Origin of the sequence: Gordonia sp. NPDC058843 (assembly GCF_042743165.1) — a bacterium.
Classification (GTDB): domain Bacteria; phylum Actinomycetota; class Actinomycetes; order Mycobacteriales; family Mycobacteriaceae; genus Gordonia.
Genome location: NZ_JBHYNC010000007.1, coordinates 100,765 through 120,305 on the forward strand (window position 1 = coordinate 100,765; position 19,541 = coordinate 120,305).

The 19,541-nt window shown below is 68.0% G+C and carries 19 protein-coding genes; 7 read left to right on the forward strand and 12 right to left on the reverse strand.

What is annotated here, in order from left to right; all coding sequences use genetic code 11:
• Positions 1–9 precede the first annotated feature (9 nt).
• From ACFW3F_RS07540 to ACFW3F_RS07555, 4 genes are read left to right on the forward strand one after another with little or no spacing between them, the layout of a single operon-like run.
• Positions 10–774 carry an SDR family NAD(P)-dependent oxidoreductase gene (locus ACFW3F_RS07540; RefSeq protein WP_388055852.1) on the forward strand — a complete coding sequence of 255 codons (765 nt, stop codon included), beginning with the start codon at positions 10–12 and terminating at the stop codon, positions 772–774.
• Positions 765–1,799, forward strand: a complete 1,035-nt coding sequence (locus ACFW3F_RS07545; protein WP_388055854.1) for an ABC transporter substrate-binding protein — start codon at positions 765–767, stop codon at positions 1,797–1,799. The genes ACFW3F_RS07540 and ACFW3F_RS07545 overlap by 10 nt, the downstream gene beginning before the upstream one ends.
• On the forward strand, positions 1,796–3,739 hold the full coding sequence (locus ACFW3F_RS07550; RefSeq protein WP_388055855.1) for an FAD-dependent oxidoreductase: 1,944 nt from the start codon (positions 1,796–1,798) through the stop codon (positions 3,737–3,739). Before ACFW3F_RS07545 ends, ACFW3F_RS07550 begins: the two co-directional genes overlap by 4 nt.
• Before the next feature lie 25 nt (positions 3,740–3,764).
• Complete coding sequence (locus ACFW3F_RS07555; protein ID WP_388055857.1) at positions 3,765–4,550, forward strand: SDR family NAD(P)-dependent oxidoreductase; 786 nt, start codon at positions 3,765–3,767, stop codon at positions 4,548–4,550.
• 7 nt (positions 4,551–4,557) lie between these two features.
• Here ACFW3F_RS07555 and ACFW3F_RS07560 read toward each other — a convergent pair whose 3' ends face one another.
• The 3 genes from ACFW3F_RS07560 to ACFW3F_RS07570 form a co-directional block, all read right to left on the reverse strand.
• On the reverse strand, positions 4,558–5,184 hold the full coding sequence (locus ACFW3F_RS07560; RefSeq protein WP_388055859.1) for a TetR/AcrR family transcriptional regulator: 627 nt from the start codon (positions 5,182–5,184) through the stop codon (positions 4,558–4,560).
• 54 nt (positions 5,185–5,238) lie between these two features.
• Positions 5,239–6,390, reverse strand: coding sequence for an acyl-CoA dehydrogenase family protein (locus tag ACFW3F_RS07565; RefSeq protein ID WP_388055861.1), 1,152 nt, complete (start codon positions 6,388–6,390; stop codon positions 5,239–5,241).
• Positions 6,391–6,548: 158 nt separating this feature from the next.
• Complete coding sequence (locus ACFW3F_RS07570) at positions 6,549–7,721, reverse strand: TetR/AcrR family transcriptional regulator (RefSeq protein WP_388055863.1); 1,173 nt, start codon at positions 7,719–7,721, stop codon at positions 6,549–6,551.
• 129 nt (positions 7,722–7,850) lie between these two features.
• On the opposite strand from ACFW3F_RS07570, the gene ACFW3F_RS07575 reads away from it, so the two are divergent.
• Positions 7,851–9,062 (forward strand): acetyl-CoA C-acetyltransferase, encoded by a 1,212-nt coding sequence (locus tag ACFW3F_RS07575; RefSeq protein ID WP_388055865.1) that lies wholly within the window; start codon positions 7,851–7,853, stop codon positions 9,060–9,062.
• A gap of 49 nt (positions 9,063–9,111) precedes the next feature.
• Positions 9,112–11,286, forward strand: coding sequence for a 3-hydroxyacyl-CoA dehydrogenase NAD-binding domain-containing protein (locus tag ACFW3F_RS07580; RefSeq protein WP_388055867.1), 2,175 nt, complete (start codon positions 9,112–9,114; stop codon positions 11,284–11,286).
• Positions 11,287–11,410: 124 nt separating this feature from the next.
• Here ACFW3F_RS07580 and ACFW3F_RS07585 read toward each other — a convergent pair whose 3' ends face one another.
• Positions 11,411–12,346 carry a hypothetical protein gene (locus tag ACFW3F_RS07585; RefSeq protein WP_388055869.1) on the reverse strand — a complete coding sequence of 312 codons (936 nt, stop codon included), beginning with the start codon at positions 12,344–12,346 and terminating at the stop codon, positions 11,411–11,413.
• Between the two features lie 111 nt (positions 12,347–12,457).
• Entirely contained in the window at positions 12,458–13,132 is a 675-nt protein-coding gene (locus ACFW3F_RS07590; RefSeq protein WP_388055871.1) for a slipin family protein, read from the reverse strand.
• Between the two features lie 531 nt (positions 13,133–13,663).
• Here ACFW3F_RS07590 and ACFW3F_RS07595 point away from each other — a divergent pair.
• Entirely contained in the window at positions 13,664–13,834 is a 171-nt protein-coding gene (locus tag ACFW3F_RS07595) for a hypothetical protein (RefSeq protein WP_388055873.1), read from the forward strand.
• A 59-nt stretch (positions 13,835–13,893) separates the two neighbouring features.
• Here ACFW3F_RS07595 and ACFW3F_RS07600 read toward each other — a convergent pair whose 3' ends face one another.
• From ACFW3F_RS07600 to ACFW3F_RS07630, 7 genes are read right to left on the reverse strand one after another with little or no spacing between them, the layout of a single operon-like run.
• Complete coding sequence (locus ACFW3F_RS07600; protein ID WP_388055875.1) at positions 13,894–15,204, reverse strand: MFS transporter; 1,311 nt, start codon at positions 15,202–15,204, stop codon at positions 13,894–13,896.
• Between the two features lie 51 nt (positions 15,205–15,255).
• A complete protein-coding gene (locus tag ACFW3F_RS07605) occupies positions 15,256–15,660 on the reverse strand; it encodes a RidA family protein (protein WP_388055877.1) in 405 nt (134 codons plus the stop codon).
• Complete coding sequence (locus ACFW3F_RS07610; RefSeq protein WP_388055879.1) at positions 15,657–15,992, reverse strand: hypothetical protein; 336 nt, start codon at positions 15,990–15,992, stop codon at positions 15,657–15,659. The genes ACFW3F_RS07605 and ACFW3F_RS07610 overlap by 4 nt, the downstream gene beginning before the upstream one ends.
• The gene (locus ACFW3F_RS07615) at positions 15,989–17,098 is read right to left on the reverse strand and encodes a Rieske 2Fe-2S domain-containing protein (protein WP_388055881.1); all 1,110 of its coding nucleotides are present in this window, start codon (positions 17,096–17,098) and stop codon (positions 15,989–15,991) included. Before ACFW3F_RS07615 ends, ACFW3F_RS07610 begins: the two co-directional genes overlap by 4 nt.
• A 1-nt stretch (position 17,099) precedes the next feature.
• Entirely contained in the window at positions 17,100–17,333 is a 234-nt protein-coding gene (locus ACFW3F_RS07620) for a recombinase-like helix-turn-helix domain-containing protein (protein ID WP_004018951.1), read from the reverse strand.
• Positions 17,330–17,788, reverse strand: coding sequence for an alpha/beta fold hydrolase (locus tag ACFW3F_RS07625; protein ID WP_388055884.1), 459 nt, complete (start codon positions 17,786–17,788; stop codon positions 17,330–17,332). The genes ACFW3F_RS07620 and ACFW3F_RS07625 overlap by 4 nt, the downstream gene beginning before the upstream one ends.
• The gene (locus tag ACFW3F_RS07630; protein ID WP_388055886.1) at positions 17,785–19,479 is read right to left on the reverse strand and encodes a thiamine pyrophosphate-binding protein; all 1,695 of its coding nucleotides are present in this window, start codon (positions 19,477–19,479) and stop codon (positions 17,785–17,787) included. Before ACFW3F_RS07630 ends, ACFW3F_RS07625 begins: the two co-directional genes overlap by 4 nt.
• Positions 19,480–19,541: the final 62 nt, after the last annotated feature.

A 19,541-nucleotide genomic window follows, 5' to 3' on the forward strand; every position in this document is an offset into this window, starting at 1 on the left:
CACATCCAGATGAGCGTGGGCATGTCACGCCTGGCGGGCAAGGTGGCGCTGGTGACCGGCGCCTCGGGCGGGATCGGCGTCGAGATCGTCCGCCGGCTCGCCGACGAGGGGGCGGCGGTGATGATCACCGACGTTCCCGGCACTCCCCGGGACGAACTGCGCGACGGCCTCGCCGATCCGGGGCGTCATGCGGTGGCCGACCTGGACATCGCCGACGAATCCGGATGGGAACGAGTGGTGGCCGAGGCCGGCGAACGATTCGGCACCGTCGACATCCTCGTGAACAACGGGGCCATCGGCAGTCTCGGCAGCGTCGTCGACGAGACACTCGACAACTATCGGCGGGTCGTCGACATCAGCCAGACCGGAACGTGGCTCGGGATGAAGCACGCCGGTGCGTTGATCGAGAGTTCCGGAGGGGGGTCGATCGTCAACCTCTGCTCCATCCTCGGAAGCGTTGGCGGCCTGGGGAACAGCGTGGCCTACGCGGCGGCGAAGGGCGCGGTGGCGACGATGACAAAAAACGCCGCGCTCCACTGGGCGAAGCGTGGGGTGCGCGTCAACTCGGTGCACCCGGGGTTCATCGGCACCGAGCAGCTCCGGCGGCGCTACGAGGGCACGGAACGGTATGCGGCCATGGTGGCGAACACCCCGATGGGTCGGTTGGGTGACGCCGCGGATGTCGCTGCCGCAGTGGCCTTCCTGGCGGGCGACGATGCCCTGTACGTGACCGGAACCGAACTGTTCGTGGACGGGGGTTGGACATGCGCGTGACGGCTCTGGTCGCAACGACGATGGCGGCCGTCGTATCGATGGCGATCGCTGCGTGTGGCTCGTCGTCGACGCCCGCCGGCCCGGTCGAGGGTGACTGGTCCGAGGTGGTGGCGGCCGCCGAAGAAGAGGGCAGCGTCTTCCTCTACTCGACGCAACACCCCGACAACCTCGCGAAACTGAAGACCGCTTTCGAGACCGAATACCCGGGCATCACGCTCGATTTCGTCCGCGGCACCGACGTCGAGATCAATCCTCGGGTGGAGACCGAGAACAGGACTGGCAAGGGGACGGCGGACGTCCACATGACCTCGGATCCGGCCTGGATCACCACGGCCGCCGAGTCGGGCCGATACTCCACGCCCATCGTGGGCCCGGCCTTCGATGCTCCTGCCTACGAGCGCGATCGCAGTGTCGTGAACGATCGGTTCTTCCTGGTGAGCGCCGCCGTGTTCGCTCTCGGGTGGAACACCACCGCACTGCCCGGGGGACTGCAGACGCCGGCCGACCTGCTGACGGAGTCGTTGCGGGGCAGGATCGGTGTGGTCAACCCGGCCGGTTTCGCGGCCGTGGTCGACGAGTACCGGTTCTTCGACGAGAACTGGTCGCCCGACTTCAACCGCCGGCTTGCGGCCCTGCAACCCCGCGTCTACCCGAGTGCGCTCGGTGTCGCGCAGGCGCTGAACTCCGGCGAGATCGCGGCGACGCCGATGGTGCAGCCACTGGTCCGGGAACAGGCGGCCGGCGCACCGGTGGGTTGGGTTCTGCCGCAACCGGCGTGGGGGACCCCGTGGTACAGCCACGTCCTCACGTCGGCGCCGCATCCGAACGCCGCTCAGGTCCTCGCCGACTTCCTGGTGACCGAGGAGGGGCAGACGGCGCTGTCCACGGGATATGGATCGGCACTGCCGGACATCCCCGGTGCGGTCGCGCGGGCGCAGGACATACCGCTGCCCGACACCAACACCCTCACGGCCGACTCGGTCTCGCGGTTCCAGCAGGAATGGCGCGAGCAGTTCATGCCATGACACCCACGATCAACCCATATCCCGAACTCTTCAGACCGATCGCGCTGGGGGGCACCACACTCAAGAACCGATTGGTGGCGCTGCCCGCCGGCACCAGCCTGGTGCAGGAGGGGATTCCCAGTCACGGCGACGTCGAGCATGTCGAGCGGCTTGCCGCGGGTGGAGTCGGGATGATCGTCGGCGGCGCGACCGTCGTCCATCCGACGACCACGCTGCGCTCACGCAAGCTCGTAGAGGCCTACCAGGAGGCCGTGATCCCCGCGACTGCGGAGAAGGTCGAGGCCGTACACCGTCACGGCTCTCGCCTGGTCACCCAGCTGGTCCACCTCGGACGGGAGTTCATCGGCGGTGAGTCCGACTCGCCCCCGGTAGCGCCGTCGCCCGTCAAGACGGTCCGCGACGCCTACCCACCGCATGAGCTCACCATCGGAGAGATCGAGGACATCGTCGAAGGATGGCGCGTGTCGACCGAGAACCTCGTCGCAGCGGGCGTGGACGGTCTCGAGGTGCATGCTGCGCACGGATATCTCGTCGCGCAGTTCATGTCTCCGCTGACCAACCGTCGAACCGACTGCTTCGGCGGGTCATTCGAGAACCGCATGCGGTTCGGGCGGATGATCGTGGAGGCGATGCGCTCGGCGATGCCTGCGGGCCGGATTCTCGGCGTCCGCCTCAGCGGGGAGGAGGAGATCCCCGGCGGCATGACGATCGAGGACTGCCTCCCCATCGCGGAGTTCTACGCAGGACTGGGGGTCGATTACCTGAGCATCACGCATGGCACCCGGGGCGCCTATGTGAAGGACTCGACGCAGCCCGATGCCGTCGCGGTGCCTTCGGCCTCCCGCGTACGCGCGGCGACCGGCCTGACGACGTTGGTGGGACAGCGGATTCGCGATGCGGCCACCGCCGAACACATCCTGAAACACGGACATGCCGACCTGGTGGGGATGGCGCGCGCGTTGATCGCCGATCCGGAACTGCCGAACAAGTCGGCGCAGAACCGGCTACTGGAGATCCGCGGGTGCCTCGGAGTCAACCAGGACTGCCGGGCGTTCGATCCGCACCTGCACTGTGCGGTGAACGCCGAGGTCGGCCGAGGCCGGCATCGGCAGGCGGGGGTCAGGGCATCGGAGACCAAGGACGTCTACGTCATCGGTGGTGGCCCGGCGGGGCTGGAGGCGGCGCGCGTCGCTGCCGAGCGAGGACACCGCGTGTCCGTCTTCGACAAGGACACCGCACTGGGCGGGGCGGTGCGCGTCGCGGCCGCCGCACCGCACCGAAGCACGGTGATCGATGTCATCGACTACCTGGGCAACGAGATGCGCCGACTGAAGGTCGAGGTGAACCTCGCCGCCGGGATCGATGCCGACGACTTCGCCGAGATCCGTTCCATCGCAGACCACATCGTGGTGGCAACCGGGTCTCGGCCGGCGCCCGCACCGGAATGGCTGGACGGACACCCGACCGCGAGCGTCGACGAGGTCATCGTCGGCGATCCGGCGGGGATCTCGGTGGGCGAGGCGGTCGTCGTCGACGACGGCGACGGCTTCTGGCCGGCGTACAACGCCGCCGAGTCACTGGCACAACGCGGTTGGCGGGTCACGCTGGCAACCCCGCTCACCGCACTGTGCTCGCGAGTGCCCGCCGAGAGCGCCGGGCCGCTGCTCCGTCGACTCGGCGACGCCGGGGTGCGGCTCCGGGTGGCGCACGCCGTGGCACCCGGATCGGACGGGAGGACGCCACTGCTGCAACCGGTCTTCGGCGGCGCGGCGACCGCGCTCGACGGCTCGTTGATCGTCTGGCACGGGCCGCGGCAACCGGTGCTCGACCTGGGTGCCCTCGCCGGCGACGACACGATCGACGTCGTCGGCGATTGCGTGACCCCCCGACGCATCGGCCATGCGATTGCCGAGGGATATCGCGCCGGATGCGAGATCTGATTCCCCGAACTCAGGAGAGACGCTGATGGACAGTCAGTTTCAGGGTGCCATCGCGGTCGTGACGGGCGCCGGGTCGGGGATCGGTGCGGCCACGGCCCACGCTCTGGGCCTGCGGGGCGCGAGTCGGGTATACGTCCTCGATCTCGACGAGACCGGCGCGCGGACCGTTGCCGAATCCATCACCGGTGCGGTCCCCGTGGCTGTCGACGTCGCCGATCCGGTACAGGTGGCCGATGTGTTCGACACCGTCGTCACCGACAGCGGGCGCATCGACATCGTGGTGCATGCCGCAGGCGTCGACGATCCGGTGAGCAAGGCCTGGATTCAGGAGGCCGTGGACTCGGGTGATCCGGTCGACGTGATCGCGCGGCTCTCGGACGACATGTGGCGGCGTGTGCTGGCGGTCAACCTCGACGGCACGTTTCACGTTCTGCGCGAGGCAGTCCGGTGCATGCGCGACCGAGGTGGTGGATCGATCGTCACGGTCGGGTCGTCGTCGGCGTTTGATACGCTGATCGGCTATCCGCACTATTCGGCGTCGAAGGCGGCTGTGCACGCGCTGACTCAGTCCGTCGCGAAAGAGGTCCTGCCCTTCGGGATTCGGGTCAACACCGTTGCGCCTGGGCCGGTCGACACGGGGATGGCTGCCCGTACCCCGCCCCACCTACGTGCGGCGATGGAGTCGGGACCCGCTCGGGGATACGCCACTGCTGCGGAACTCGCCGACTCGATCCTCTATCTCGCGTCCCCCGGCGCGGCCAACGTCGTCGGGGCCGTGCTGCTGAGCAACGGTGGTCGGTTCACGGTCTGAGAAGCCGCTAGGGCGCGGTCACCATCCGGATCGCCGAGTCGGACACGGTCCGGATGAGGTCGTCGAGCGACAGCGGGCCGCCGGGGCGGTACCAGCGCCACACACTCACCAGGGCGCCGAGTACGAGACGGGAGTAGACCACCGGGTCTCCCTGGACGAAGATGCCCTCGTCCATGCCGCGCTTGATCAGGTCGGCCCAGTTCTTCTCGATCTCGGCGACGAGTTCCCGCGACCGGAGACGCTCGGCCTCTTCCTTGTCCGATTGACGCGGCGTGCTCAGAATATCCATGTGGTTCTGCAGGATTCGACGCTGCAGGGCGTCGATCGGCTCGCCACGCAGCGAGGCGTCGATGGCCGATCGGAGAGCTTGTGCCGGGTCGGGGATTCCGGCGGTGCCCGCGCGGAATCTCTCGACCGAGTCGGTGAGTTCGAGCCGCATGATGGTCAGCAGGCAGTGCGCCTTCGACTCGAAGTAGTGATACAGCGCCGTCTGGCCGATGCCGACCTCACCGGCGACCGAGGCCCACTTCGTGTGCTCGTAACCGACTCTGCCGAACTGCTCGATCGCGACTGTGAGTATCCGCGCGCGTTTGGAACGGGGACCGTCCTCGCGCACCTCCGTAGCCACTGGCATGGTGACCCCCTTCTGTTCGTTGCCGAAGTATACGTCGAATGAGCTGAACTCGGGTCAAGCTGCGGACGGGAGCAGGGCGAGGGTCTGCGCGATCCGCCGCCGGTGAGCAGCGGTGTCGCCGAACAGCGTTTCGTTGGTGAGCGCACGGCGATAGTAATTGTGGGCGGAGTGTTCCCACGTGAACCCGATGCCGCCGTGCAGCTGGATCGCCTCCGTGGACGCGCGGACGACGACGTCTCCGCAGACCGCTCCGGCGACCGCGGCGGCGAGGGCGGCTCGGGACGGATCGATGTCGTGGAGGGCGGCGGCGTACCGGGCGGTCGACCGTGCTCGTTCGAGGTCGACGTACATGTCCGCGAGCCGGTGCTTGATCGCCTGATAGGACGCGATCTGCCGCCCGAACTGCTTGCGGGTCTTGGTGTGGTCGAGCGTCATGTCCACCAATGCGCCGGCGATCCCGACATTCTCGGCAGCCAGGGCGATGACCGCGCGGTCGCGCAGGGTTGCCACGGCGCGGGGGGTCTCGTGGGGATCGGTGAGCGCGATCGCCGAAGCGTCGTCGAAGCGCAGAGCGGTGATCGACCGGGTCGGGTCGAGGGAATCCAGCGACGTCCGCTCGACGTGGTCTTCGGTGGGGACCGCGAAGAGCATTCGACCGGTGCCGGTTTCGGCCGTCGCGAGAACGACGTCGGCGGCCACCCCGGAGGCGACGGCCGGCGCACGCCCGGTGACGAGCCATCGGTCACCGTCGGATTCGGCGGTCAGGTCGTCGGACTCCGGCGTGAGCGAGGTCGTCGTCACGATCCGGCTGCCGTCGAGGGCTCCGTCCAGCAGCGCGGGGAGTTCCTCGCCGCGCCCGAAGAGGAGGCCGCGAACACCGATGGCGGCGGACATGACCACGGGTTCGGGCCGCAGCGCCCGGCCGCACTCCTCGATCACCGTGCACAGTTGGGCGAGTCCGTATCCGAGACCGACCGGTTCCGGTACCGCCATGGTCGTCACCGACATCGACCCGGTCAGAGCGGACCACATCTCCGGTGAGTATCCGAGCGCGGTGGCGGCAACCCGTCGCACGTCGTCGATGTCGCCGGTTCCGAGGAGATCCCGGATGGCCGCACGCAGATCCTCCTCTTCCTCGGAAGGCAGCACCGGGACCGTGCTGTCGACGAGCCACGGCTTCGTCGACAGGTCGTCTGTGTGGCTCATCAGGGCTCCGTCACGTCGATCAACAAAACTGATATCAGTTCAGTAGACCAGGTGGGAGTATTCGGGTCAACGTCCCGGACGGCGGAGTGGACCATAAAACCAAAGTGAAGTAAGTTCAGTTTGTGGGAAACGAACCGGCGCATCCTCGTCGGCGCGGATCAGAGCGCGAGCACGCCTTTCATGAGGTAGGCCATCCGCGCGGCGAACTGCGGACTCTCCGAGCCGCGTCGCATGCGCACGGCGTCGTTGACGATCGAGAGTGCGGCGTGCACGGCGACCGCGCCCTGATCGCGCTTGATCTCCGGGTCGACCTGCATGAGCAGATCCACCCAGCGCGCCACGTAGCGTCGCTGGACGTCGACGAGGTCGGTGGCGCTGGCCTGGCCGGCGAGTGCGGGGGAGTTGTTGAAGCTGACGGAGAGGTCGGGGGTGCTGGTGATGGTCTCCACATAGGAATCGACCAGACCAGCAAGGAGTTTCGCGGGATCAGACGTCGCGCCGTACACGGCCATCACGCCCGCCTCGAGCCGGGCCCCGCTGCGCTGGCCGATCGCCACGAGAATGGCGAGCTTCGACGGGAAGTGTTTGTAGACACTGGGACCGGCGATACCCACTGCCCCGCCGATCTCGTCGACACCGACGTCGGTGTACCCGCGGTCGGCGAAGAGCTCGGCCGCCGCGTCGAGGATCTCATCGCGACGCGAGCCAGGCACGGAGGTGACCGTCGGCGAGGTCGCGAACGGAGGTGCCGCGGCGGGACTCAAGGCGAGAATCCGGCGAATGAGCTTCTCGATCTCGTCACGCGCACGCGCTCCGGACATGCGCGTGTGGTGCACGGTGAGGCTGCCGCTGACGCTCAGGATCGCCCATGCCAGCTGCACGGCCTCGCGCTCGGAGAGATCCGTGCGCCGGGCGGCGAGCGCGGTCGCCCAGTGGCCGATCACCTCGCGGGTCCGGATCGCCACCTGTTTGTTCTGCTCGGTGGTCAGGTAGTTGCTGGTCCACCGCCACAGCGACGCCGCCTGGGGGCGCTGGACGGCCAGGTCGCACACCGTCGAGATCAGCGAGGTCGTGTCCCCGCTGCCGGTGAGGGCCCGGTCGGTACAGGTCTCGAGATCGTCGACGCCGGCCAGCACCGCGGCCGCCAGCAGGGACTGCTTGTCGTCGAAGTGTCGGTACACCGAAGGCGCGGTGACGCCGGCCGATCGCGCGATGTCTGCGAGTGACACCTGCGCGTACCCGCGCTGCAGGAAGAGCGCGGCCGCGGAGTCGACGAGTTGTCGCTTGCGGTCGGCGCCCCGAGTGCGGGTGGTGGGTTTGCGGTCAGGCATGGTGAACAGACCATAGCGCACATTCGACACAACGCCAGACCTCTTGACCACCGGGTATAGCCAAACAAGTTATTCCGCGTTAGCCTCGGTGGGTAACCAACCAGTGGTTCGTGTGAAAGGAACACTTTCGTGCCTGATCAAGCATTCATCTACGAGGCGATCCGTACGCCTCGTGGCAAGCAGCGCGGCGGCTCGCTGCACAGCGTGAAGCCGGTCGACCTGGTCTCCGGTCTCATCAACGAGGTCCTGTCGCGTCACGGCGGCCTCGATCCGGCAGACGTCAACGACGTCATCCTCGGTGTCGTCTCCCCGGTCGGCGAGCAGGGTGCGGTCATCTCGCGCACCGCCGCCCTCAACAGCGGCCTCCCCGAGACCGTCCCCGGCACCCAGATCAACCGCTTCTGCGCCTCCGGCCTGGAAGCCACCAACCTCGCCGCGGCCAAGGTCGCCTCCGGCTTCGACGACCTGGTTCTCGCCGGTGGCGTCGAGTCGATGTCGCGCGTCCCGATGGGCAGCGACGGCGGTGCACTCTTCACCGACCCGGCCACCGCATACGACCACTACATCGTCCCGCAGGGCATCGGTGCCGACCTGATCGCCACCATCGAGGGCTTCTCGCGCGAGGACGTAGACGCCTACGCCGCCGAGTCGCAGGCTCGCGCCGAAAAGGCATGGAACAGTGGTTTCTTCACCAAGTCCGTGGTTCCGGTCAAGGACATCAACGGCGTCACGATCCTCGATCACGACGAGCACCGTCGCCCGGGCTCGACCGTCGAGAGCCTCGGCAAGCTGAAGGCCGCCTTCGCCGCCCTGGCTGACATGGCCGGCTTCGACGACGTCGCCCTGCAGAAGTACCCGAGCGTCGAGAAGATCAACCACGTTCACACCGGTGGCAACAGCTCCGGCATCGTCGACGGTTCGGGCCTCGTGCTCATCGGCAGCGAAGAGGCAGGCAAGCGCAACGGCCTCACCCCGCGTGCCCGCGTCGTCTCCTTCGCCGAGATCGGCAGCGAGCCCACCATCATGCTCACCGGCCCCACCCCGGCCACCGAGCTGGCCCTGAAGAAGGCCGGCCTGACCGTCGACGACATCGACGTCTTCGAGCTGAACGAGGCCTTCGCTTCGGTCGTCATGAAGTGGATGAAGGATCTGAAGATCCCGCACGAGAAGGTCAACGTGAACGGCGGCGCGATCGCCATGGGTCACCCGCTCGGTGCCACCGGCGCCATGATCTACGGCACCTGCCTCGACGAGCTCGAGCGCACCGGGGGCCGCTACGGCCTGATCACTCTCTGTATCGGTGGCGGCATGGGCGTCGCGACCATCATCGAGCGTCTCTGACGCTCCCCGCAGCCCTGCCACTTCACGAGAAAGAACTCTGCGAATCACCATGAGTGACAACATGATCAACTGGGAGAAAGACGCCGACGGCGTCGTCATCCTGACCATGGACGACCCCAACCAGGGCGCCAACACGATGAACGCGCTCTACCAGGAGTCGATGGCCGCGACCGTCGATCGCCTGGAGGCCGAGAAGGACGACATCACCGGTGTCGTGCTCACCTCGGCGAAGAAGACCTTCTTCGCCGGCGGCGACCTCAAGGACATGACCAGCGATCGCAAGGACGTCTCCAAAGCGGAGATCGCCACCCAGATCACCGAGACCACCAACGCCATGAAGAAGGTGCTGCGTCGTCTCGAGACCCTGGGCAAGCCGGTCGTCGCCGCCATCAACGGTGCCGCCCTCGGCGGTGGCCTGGAGATCGCGCTGCACACCCACTACCGCATCGCCGCGGACGTCAAGGGTGTCCAGATCGGTCTGCCCGAGGCCACCCTCGGCCTGCTGCCCGGTGGCGGCGGCGTCGTCCGTACCGTACGTCTGCTCGGTATCCAGAACGCCCTCATGGGTGTCCTGCTCCAGGGTCAGCGCTTCAACCCGACCAAGGCCAAGGAGACCGGCCTCGTCAACGAGGTCGTCGGCTCCATCGAGGAACTGATCCCCGCCGCCAAGGCATGGATCAAGGAGAACCCCGAGGCCCAGCAGCCGTTCGACGTCAAGGGCTACAAGATCCCGGGCGGTGCCCCCACCAACCCGGCGTTCGCCGCCAACCTCCCGGCCCTGCCGGCGCTGCTGCGCAAGCAGATCAAGGGCGCCAACATGCCGGCTCCGCGTGCCATCCTGGCCGCTGCCGTCGAGGGCGCGTACGTCGACGTCGACACCGCCGACATCATCGAGACCCGCTACTTCGTCTCGCTGGTCACCGGCCAGGTCGCGCAGAACATGATCAAGGCGTTCTTCTTCGACCTGCAGCACATCAACGGCGGCGGCTCGCGCCCCGAGGGATACGACAAGTTCACCGCCAAGAAGGTCGGCGTCATCGGCGCCGGAATGATGGGCGCGGCAATCGCTTACGTGTCGGCGAAGGCCGGCATCGAGGTGGTCCTCAAGGACATCGACCTCGATGCTGCCAAGCGCGGTAAGGGCTACTCGGAGAAGCTCGAGGAGAAGGCTCTCGCCAAGGGCAAGACCACGCAGGAGAAGAGCGACGCTCTGCTCGCCCGCATCCACCCGACCGTCGACGCCGCCGACTTCAAGGGCGTCGACCTCGTCATCGAGGCCGCCTTCGAGTCGGTCGAGGTCAAGCACAAGGTGTTCCAGGAGATCGAGGACATCGTCGAGCCCGACGCCGTCCTGGGCTCCAACACCTCGACCCTGCCGATCACCATCCTCGCCGAGGGCGTGAAGCGGTCCGAGGACTTCATCGGAATTCACTTCTTCTCGCCCGTCGACAAGATGCCGCTGGTCGAGATCATCCGCGGTGAGAAGACCTCGGATGCCGTGCTGGCCAAGGTCATCGACTACACCCTGGCGATCCGCAAGACCCCGATCGTCGTCAACGACAGCCGCGGGTTCTTCACCAGCCGCGTCATCGGCACCTTCGTCAACGAGGCCATCGCCGCCGTCGGCGAGGGCATCGAGCCGGCGTTCATCGAGCATGCGGGCACCCAGGCCGGTTACCCGGCCGCGCCGCTGCAGCTCATGGACGAGCTGACCCTGACCCTGCCGCAGAAGATCCGCAAGGAGACCGAGGCAGCGGCCAAGGCCGAGGGCAAGGACTTCCCGCAGCACGGGTCCAACGCCGTCGTCGACTGGATGGTCGACAACGGCCGCACCGCCCGCAAGGACGGCAAGGGCTTCTACGACTACGACGAGAACGGCAAGCGCACCCAGCTCTGGCCGGGTCTGCGTGACCACTTCAAGTCGGGCACCAAGGAGATCCCGCTCGAGGACATGAAGGAGCGCATGCTCTTCGCCGAGGCCCTCGAGACCGTCAAGTGCTTCGACGAAGGTGTCCTCACCTCCGTGCCGGACGCCAACATCGGTTCGATCTTCGGCATCGGGTTCCCCGCCTGGACCGGTGGTGTCATCCAGTACATCAACGGTTACGAGGGTGGCCTGCAGGGCTTCGTCGACCGCGCACGCGACCTCGCGTCGAAGTACGGCAAGCACTTCGAGCCGCCGGCCTCGCTCGTCGAGAAGGCCGCCAAGGGCGAGAAGTACTGATCTGAACTGACACTCAAGAACCCCGGCCGGACGTGTTCCGGCCGGGGTTCTTGCTGTTCGCTCACCTTCTCCGCTCCCGCTCACCGAAATCGAGTGAGCGGGACCGGAAAGAGTGAGCGGAAGGTCATGCAGCGAGCAACCCGAGCTTCTGCAGCCACGGTCGCAGGACCTCGTCGAGTTCACCCTTCCGCAGCGTCGCCCAAGTCCACCGGACGACCACCACTCCGGCGGCCCTCAGCCGGTCCTCGCGGATCTTCTCTCGGATGACGGCGTCAGCCGATGTCTCGCCGGGTTTCACCAGCGCGTCGTACTTCTGCAGACCGTCGAACTCGCCGACGAGCAGCCCCTCCCAGTCGAAGTCGCACCGGTACCTGCCACCACAGATGAGGTACTCACGCTGCAGTGTGGGGGTGGGTAGGCCGGCATCGATGATCTGGGCCCGGCTCCACGATTCCCCGACGCTCTCCGACGCGGCGTCGGCGAACGGCAGGGCGCGCCTGGCGTTGCGAGCGCTTCGACGCCGACGGCCGGACAGCAGGTCGCTCATCGTCTCGCGGTCCGCGCCGACCCGCAGCGCGGCGTCGAAGACGACGAGCGCCTGCGCAAAGGTGCCCATGATGGCGACGTCGACCGCGGTGCGCTCGATCGAGGTCGTGCGAACCCCGTCGATCTGGATGATCTCGGCGGGGTCGAGTGGCGCGGCGTGGATGTGTCGCTGTGCCCGGATGGAGCCGCCCGAAGTGCGACCGGTCGTCACGTGGACGAGGGACAGATCGGGGTCGAGCATCGGCAGACCGAGCACTGCAGCTGCGGAGGTATGACTGAGGGGGTGTCCGTCAGCGCGTTCCGAGGTGGCGGCGGCGAGCGCGCGGAGGCGATGCCGCTTCTCGGCCGAGTCCGCACCTGTGGGCTGACCGGCGGCGGCGATCCAGACGCCCGGGTTCACACTGATCAACTCGCCGCGGGTGACGGCCCCGGACAGCTCCTCGTCGGAGAACCCGGCGCGGAGTGCGGCGTCACGATGGAGGAGTCCGAACCGGTCGGCGGGGAACATCAGCATGGGTACTTCGACGCAGTGGAGCGCTCTTCGGTTCCATCTCCACTGCCGCTCACGATATCCGTTCCCGCTCACATGATCTGGGTGAGCGGGAACGGATTCGGTGAGCGGGAATCAGTCGTCCGACGGCACCTCGGCACCACCGACGCTGAGGACGACCCGAGCTCCGTAGGGGACGGACTCCACGAGGCGCAGCTGCGCCAGCGCCGGGTGGGCGTCGAGCAACCGACCCGCGTTGGCCAGCGCCCGCAGGGCGGCGGTCTCCGCCCGAGCCGCCTCCAGCTTTGCGAGACCGCGCGTCTTGGCGGTGATCACCTCGAGTGCGGCACTGCGGACTTCGGCCGGGACGATGACGTCGCGGACGACGACCTCGAGGACTTCCATCCCAACTGTCCCCGCGACCTGTGCCGCGGCGACGCGGATCGGTTCGACGTTGACAGAGTCGCCGCGCCGCACGAGATCGTCCGACGCAACGCCGGCGCAGACCTCACGCAGCGCGATCTGCGCGGCCAGGTAGACCGCGCCGATCGGGTCGGAGGCCCGCTCGACGAATGCCACGGCATCGATCACTCTGGCGCGCAACGTCATCGAGATACGGACCACCATGGAGTCGGCGGTGAGGATCTCCTGCGGTGCGACCTGGATCAGGCGCTCACGCAGGTCGACGCTCAGCGTGGCGTCGGGCTTGCGTACGCGGTGACGACCGGTGGGCAGCGTCTGGACCTCGGTACCTCGGTAGGCCAGCACGGTGTGACCCGGGGGGACGGTGATTCGGTTGTGGAACAGCATGGCGATCCTCCTTTCCGTTGCGTCGCAATGCTTGTCGGGTCATCAAAGTTCGGATGGCGACACCACTCGCGGGCGGGCCGGTCGGTGGGGTGCGTCGCGGGGTCGCGAACGACCCGGACGACGACCGCAGAACCGACCAGGCCCGTGCTCCCGGGAGCGGTGCCGTGTCAGGACTCGAACCTGCTCAGGAGGTATCCCTTGCCATCTGAAGGCGGACGAGGATTCCGACGCGCAGAAACACTTCGCGGTACCCCGCTCCGGTCTGCTGGTCCTCGTGCCGAACGGGAACTATGCCAGCGTCGTGCGCTGGGGCGCAACGGAGTTTCGCTGCTCCCTGAGGTGCGAGCGCAACCCCTGCTCCCTGAGGTGCGAGCGAAGCGAGCCACGAAGGGTCGTCCCAATTCGTCTCACCGAGCCCTTCGTGGCTCGTCGCTTGCGCTCCTCGCACCTCAGGGAGCAATAGTTATGTGATTCTTTCGGAATGGGGAGCGGGGGATGGAACCGTGTGGCGGCCCGGCACGTCCAAGTGCCGTGATCCCGATACCCACTGATCATTCCGGTCTCATCCTGCGCGAGCACGCGGTGCGCGCCGGACTCTCCGACGCCGACCTCGACGAGGCGGTGACCCGTGACCATCTGGTGTGTCTGGGTCCCGGCGTGTTCGCGCTCGCGGTGGGATACCTGCTGTGGTCGCGGGGATGACGAACGGCGCGCCGGGAGGTTCCCGGCACGCCGTTCGGTTGAGGCTCGACGCCGCCGCGTCAGGCCGGTCCGCCGACCGCCTGGCCCCGAAGGGGTGCGGTTCCGGTCGACTGGCTCCCGGCCACGTCGTCGGACACCTTCGGCTCGGTCCGGCGGAGCAGCAGGATGAGTCCGAGTGCGACCGCGACGGGAGCGCACGCGATGAGCACGATGGCACTCGTCGACAGTCCCAGTCCGATCAGGGCGCCGCCGACGATCGGGCCGACCACTGATCCGAGGCGGCCCATCGAGGACGCCCAGCCGACCCCGGTCGCGGCGGTGGCCTGCGGATAGATCGACACCGCGACGGCGGCCTGCCCGATCATGCCGGCCTGCAGTCCGAGCCCGACGCCGCCGAACACCACCAGCAGCAACGCTTTGTCGGCGCCGAGAAAGGCGGACAGGATCAGGAACACGATTGCCGCCACCGTGGTCCCGGCAAGGACGGAGCTCATCCGAAAGCGGGTCGCACCGAGGATCAGCACTCCGGCGCCGACGATGCTGCCGACGCCCAGTGCCGCCGACCCGAGCGGTGCCAGCCCCGTGCTGAAGCCGTAACTCGTCAGCAGGGTGGGCAGCCAGGACGAGAAGATGTAGAAGACCGAGAACACCATGAAGGCGAAGCCCCAGAGAAGCATGGTCCGCCCGCGCACTTCGGGGTCGAACAACCGGGCCACGGCCGCGTGGTGGCGGGCCTCCGAACCCTGGGTCACACCGGTCAGCTTGCGCTCGTCGGGCAGCCACACCCACAGGAAGGGGAACAGGACCGCCGAGGCGATGGCACCGGCGACGAACACCGACGGCCAGCCGTATGCCGACACCAACTGGGAGCCCAGCAGTCCGGCGATCAACGCACCCATCGAGATGCCCATCGTGACGAACACCGCGATCGACTGCCGGTGCCGTGCGGGGTTGAGTGCGGTCGCCTGCGCCACCGCCGCCGGCATGACCGCGCCGAGACCGAAGCCGGTGATCAGGCGCAGCACGCTCAGCTCGACGATGTTGCCGGCCCAGGCTGTCAGCAGACTGCCGACGGTGAAGACGATCACCGCGGCCAGGATGACGTTGCGGCAGCCGAACCGTGCGGTCAGGCGTCCGACCGCGATGTAGCCGAGTGCCACGCCGAGACTCGTCAGCGAGAGCGCGGGGGTGAAGTGGGATGCGGGGACACCCCAGTCCTCCTTGAGCGCCGGTACCGAGAGGCCCAGGGCGATGGTGTCGTAGCCGTCGAGGACGACGGCGATGAAAGCGAGGATCAGGACCGGCCAGTTGGGTCTGTCGACTGCCGGTGCTGAGTTGTTCGGGCTGGAGTTGAGAGTTGGTCCGCTCACGATGGCGTCCTCGGGGTGTAGTCGGCGTGGCTGACGCCGGTTCGAGTGATTCTAGTCGGCCGCGGGTGCGGCCTTCGGGAGAAATCCCTGTGCTTCGACCTCGACGCTGAGGCCGGGCTCGACCAGTGCCGACACCTCGACGAGGGTCGAACACGGGAAGTCTCCGGAGAACATCGCGCTCCGGGCGCGTCCGACCGCCGCCTTGTCGGCGATGTCGGTGACGAAGATGCGCAGAACGACGATGTCGTCGACAGTCGCGCCGCACGCCTCGGTGAGTGCGCGGACGCGGCGGAAGGTCTCGACGGCCTGCGCGTACGTGTCGTCACCAACCACCGGTCCGCCCGGACCGCCGGCGTGCATCCCCGACAGGAAGAACTGGTCGCCGACGACCCGGGCGTTGCTGAACATGTCCGGACGAGGCGGCTCCGCGACACCGGGGTGGCCGACCCGGCTCATGACGTCACCGCCGCCCGCCGCGCATCGGATTCGCGGGTCAGTCGTTCGCGGACCGGTAGGAAGTCGTACGTCGGGTAGAAGTCGGTGGCGAAAGAACCCCACGCCCGCCGTTCCAGTTCGACGTTCACCGCGGGCAGCCGGTCGGCCGGGAGCCGGAGGGTCACGATCTGTCCGATCCCCATGGCGACGACCCAGGAGACGATCTCGCAACCGGCGGGCGGGAAGCCGTGCCACCAGTCGTTCTCGTCGAGCCGGCCCTGCAACTGTTCGAGGTTCTGGCTCTGATCGTGGCGCAGCACGACGGTGAGCAACATCGTCTCGCCTGCGGTCATGCGTTCGCTGCGACGAGTTGTTCGGCCTGGGCGACGGCGTCGGCGCGGTAGATCCGCCGAATCCGGGAGACGCCGAGATCGTGCTGGTAGAGGTGCTCCTCACGGTCGGCGTCACCGGCCAGCGCCTCGAGCACCAGCCGGTCCTGTTCGAGGACCTCCCAGTGCTTGGCCTCCAGCGTCGTCCGATACAGGAACCGCCAGGTCTCGCGTTCCCAGCCGGACACGCGGCGGGTGCGCCAATGGAAAATCGCCGACGTCGAGCGGTCGATGGGCGTGCTCATCCCGACGATCCCGAACACCCCGCCGGGACCGGCGCCGGGACCGTACGGGATCTCGAGGTCGACGTAATCCATCGATCCGCGGACGAACTCGACCCAGTCGAAGTTGACGCCCCGCTGGTCGGTCTTCTCGAAGAAGAAGCCGCGGTCGGTCTCGCGGATGCGGAACCGCGCCGAGGTGTCGCCACCGAACATCGAATGCGAATTGCGGTGCAGGAACGCGCCGTGCATGGGATCGAGGACGTTGTCCATGTAGAAGCGCCACGGTCCCGCCCATTCGGCGAAGTTGCCGAACCACGACACCTCCGGATCGGACAGCCGGTCGGGCAGCACGAACGGGGTGGGCACCGACTCGGCGGTGAGCGGAAGGAAGGCGAAGATCGTGTCGGCTGCTTCGACCACCTCGAGCGACACCGTCGCCCGGCGGCCCTCGAGGGCGCATCCCGGCATTCCCGGCACCGACACGACGGTGCCTTCGCCGTCCACCTGGACACCGTGATACGCGCAGGCGATGCGGTCCCCGAGATGTTGGCCCACCGACAGCGGCGCGCTGCGGTGCGGGCACCGGTCCTCGAGCATGCGGACCCGTCCCTGCGCGTCGCGGAACAGCACCCAGTCGACCTCGAGCCGACGGACCGGGACCATGGCGCCGGGTTCGAGCATCCGCGACGGGAGGATCGGGTACCAGCGGTCTCGGAGTCCCGTCGCCGCGATCTCGTCGGCGTCGAGGTGACGGCGGGTCCCCACGGCGTAGGTCGGGGTCCGTCGCGCGGAGGGCCGTTCGCGGGTCGCGGACCTGTGGTCGGAGGTGGGCTGCGTGGTGGTCATGTCATTTCCCCAATCTGCGCATCTCGGCGCGGAAGGTCTCGGCGGTCCACGGACCACCGTCGGGTCCGTGGAGACCGAGGGCGTTCAGGCCGTCGGTGACCTCGTCGAGAGTCGTTGCCCCCGCGGTGAAGATCTCGGTGACGGAACCGGCGAGCTTGAGCTCGTAGGGGGTCAGCGGTTCCGGATGTGTCTGGTGCGTCTCGAGGTAGGGCTCGCGGGCTGGGCGAGTCATCATCGGAGAACTCCTTCGTCGATGAGTGGGGTGGGCTGGGCGAGGAGGCGGCCGTCGCGGGCGGCGAGGCCCTCGGCGATCGCGACGAATGAGACGGCCCACTCCTCGAAGGACTCCCGGCACTCGGTGTGCGCGGGGACGGGGGCGCCGTCGAGAACGACGAAGACACCGTTGTCGATGTCGCCGGCCAGCGTCTGTGCCGCACCGAGATCGGTGTCGGCGTCTGGCGCGGAGGCGAGCACCAGGGTCGGAACCCGCACGGAAGAAAGCATCTTCGTCGTCTCCGCGGTGAGTGGTGCGGGCTCGGCCAGGATGAGACTGAGCACGAGATCCGGATTCTCGACGGCAAGTGCGACCGCGTCGGCGACATCGGTACCGGAGGCGAAGACGTGGGCCTGGTCTCCAGAACGCACCCGCGTCGCGAGGTCATCACCCCACCAGAGGGCCGGGGTGGTCATGAGGAAGCCCCGGACGGATTGTGCTCGGTGGGAACGTGCACGGGTGGGACGAACGGGCCGGGAGCGGGCTCGATTGCCTCGACATCCACCTCGATGAACGACGGTCCGCCGCGTTGCACCGCGGCCTCGAGGGCCTCGGAGATGACGCCCGGACCCCGCACGAGCCGGTAGGGGATGTCCATCGACGCGGCCAGCAGGTCGAACCGCGGGGTGTGGAGGTCGACACCAGCACGACGGAAGCCGTTCTTCTGCTGCATGTTTCGCAGCACTCCGTAACCGCCGTCGTTGACGACCAGCACGATCACCGGGGCGCCCGACCCGGCCAGGGAGGCGAGCTCGCCCAGGTGGACGGCGAGTCCGCCGTCGCCGGCCAGCACGAGTGTAGGGACGTCGGGCCGGGCATGCGCCGCACCGATTCCCATGGCGAGTCCCTGACCGATGCCGCCGCCGAGCGGGAAGATGTTGGTGCCGCGCTCGTAGATCGGGAGCAGGCGGTTGCCCCATTGGCTCGACGGGATCGTCACGTCGCGGGCGATCACCGAGCGGCGAGGCAGCGCAGTGCGGATCGCCGTGCAGATCTCGGCGTAACCGCCGATGTAGGTCGTGAGATCGGCCCGGACCTCCTCACGGACCGCTGTCACCCGGGCGGGCCACTCGTCGACGGTGGCGACCGTGTCGAGGCAGTCGAGGATCGCCGTGATCGTTTGTGCGGCATCGCCGGTGAGTCCTACCGTGGCGGGATAGACCCGGCCGATCGTCGTCGGCTCGACGTCGATCTGGATCATGGTCGCCGGCAGCGACAGCGAGTAGGACGCCGTCTCGTTCGACCGGAAGTGCGTGCCGACGGCGAGGAGCAGGTCGGCGTCGTCGAGCAGCGCTCGTACCGCGGGAGTGGTGGCGAAGTTGCCGATGACCAGCGGGACATCCTCGGCGACGATCCCGCGTCCGGAGTTGCTGGTGACGATGCCCGCGCCGAGGCTCCGCGCGAGCTCGGCCACCTGGTCACCGGCACCGGCGGCCCCGCCACCCAGCCAGAGCAGAGGCCGTTGCGCGTTCCGCAGCAGATCGGTGGCGCGGGCGATGGCGTCGGTGTCGGCCACGGGCAGTGCGACCGGCGTCGACGGAGCCGGTCGCTGGGCGTCCGGTGAGGCGAGATACTGGAGGTCCGTGGGCCATTCGACGCTGGCGGGGCCCGACGGTGCGGCGAAGATCCGCGCGATGGCGGTCTCGAGTTCGGCCTCGACGTCCTTGGCCTCGGTGATGGTGGTGGAGTACGCCGAGATCGCGTCGAGCATCTGCGGCTGGGCCGGGAACTCGTGGATGACCCCGCGACTGGCGACCGGCCGGCCGGGTGCGAGGAACTCGCTCTCGATCTGACCGGTGATGTGCAGGACGCGGCTGCCCGCGGTCAATGCCTCCACCATCGAGCCCGCGGCATTTCCGGCCCCGGTACCGGTACTGGTCAGCGCGACGCCGAGACCGCCTGACGCGCGGGCGAATCCGTCGGCGGCGTTGACCGCGGCCGCCTCGTGCCGCATCTCGACGAACACGAGGTCGCGGTCGACGGCTTCGACGAGCGGGAGATTGTGGATGCTGATGACCCCGAAGACGGTGGTGACGCCGTGCCGGCGCAGCACCTCGACGAGGACGTCGCCGCCGGTGGGTCGGCGGTTCCCGGTGTGTTCGGTCATCGGATGGATCTCCTGTTGCTGGGTTCGTATGGGGAGGGCGGGACTCGTGTCAGGCAAGAGCG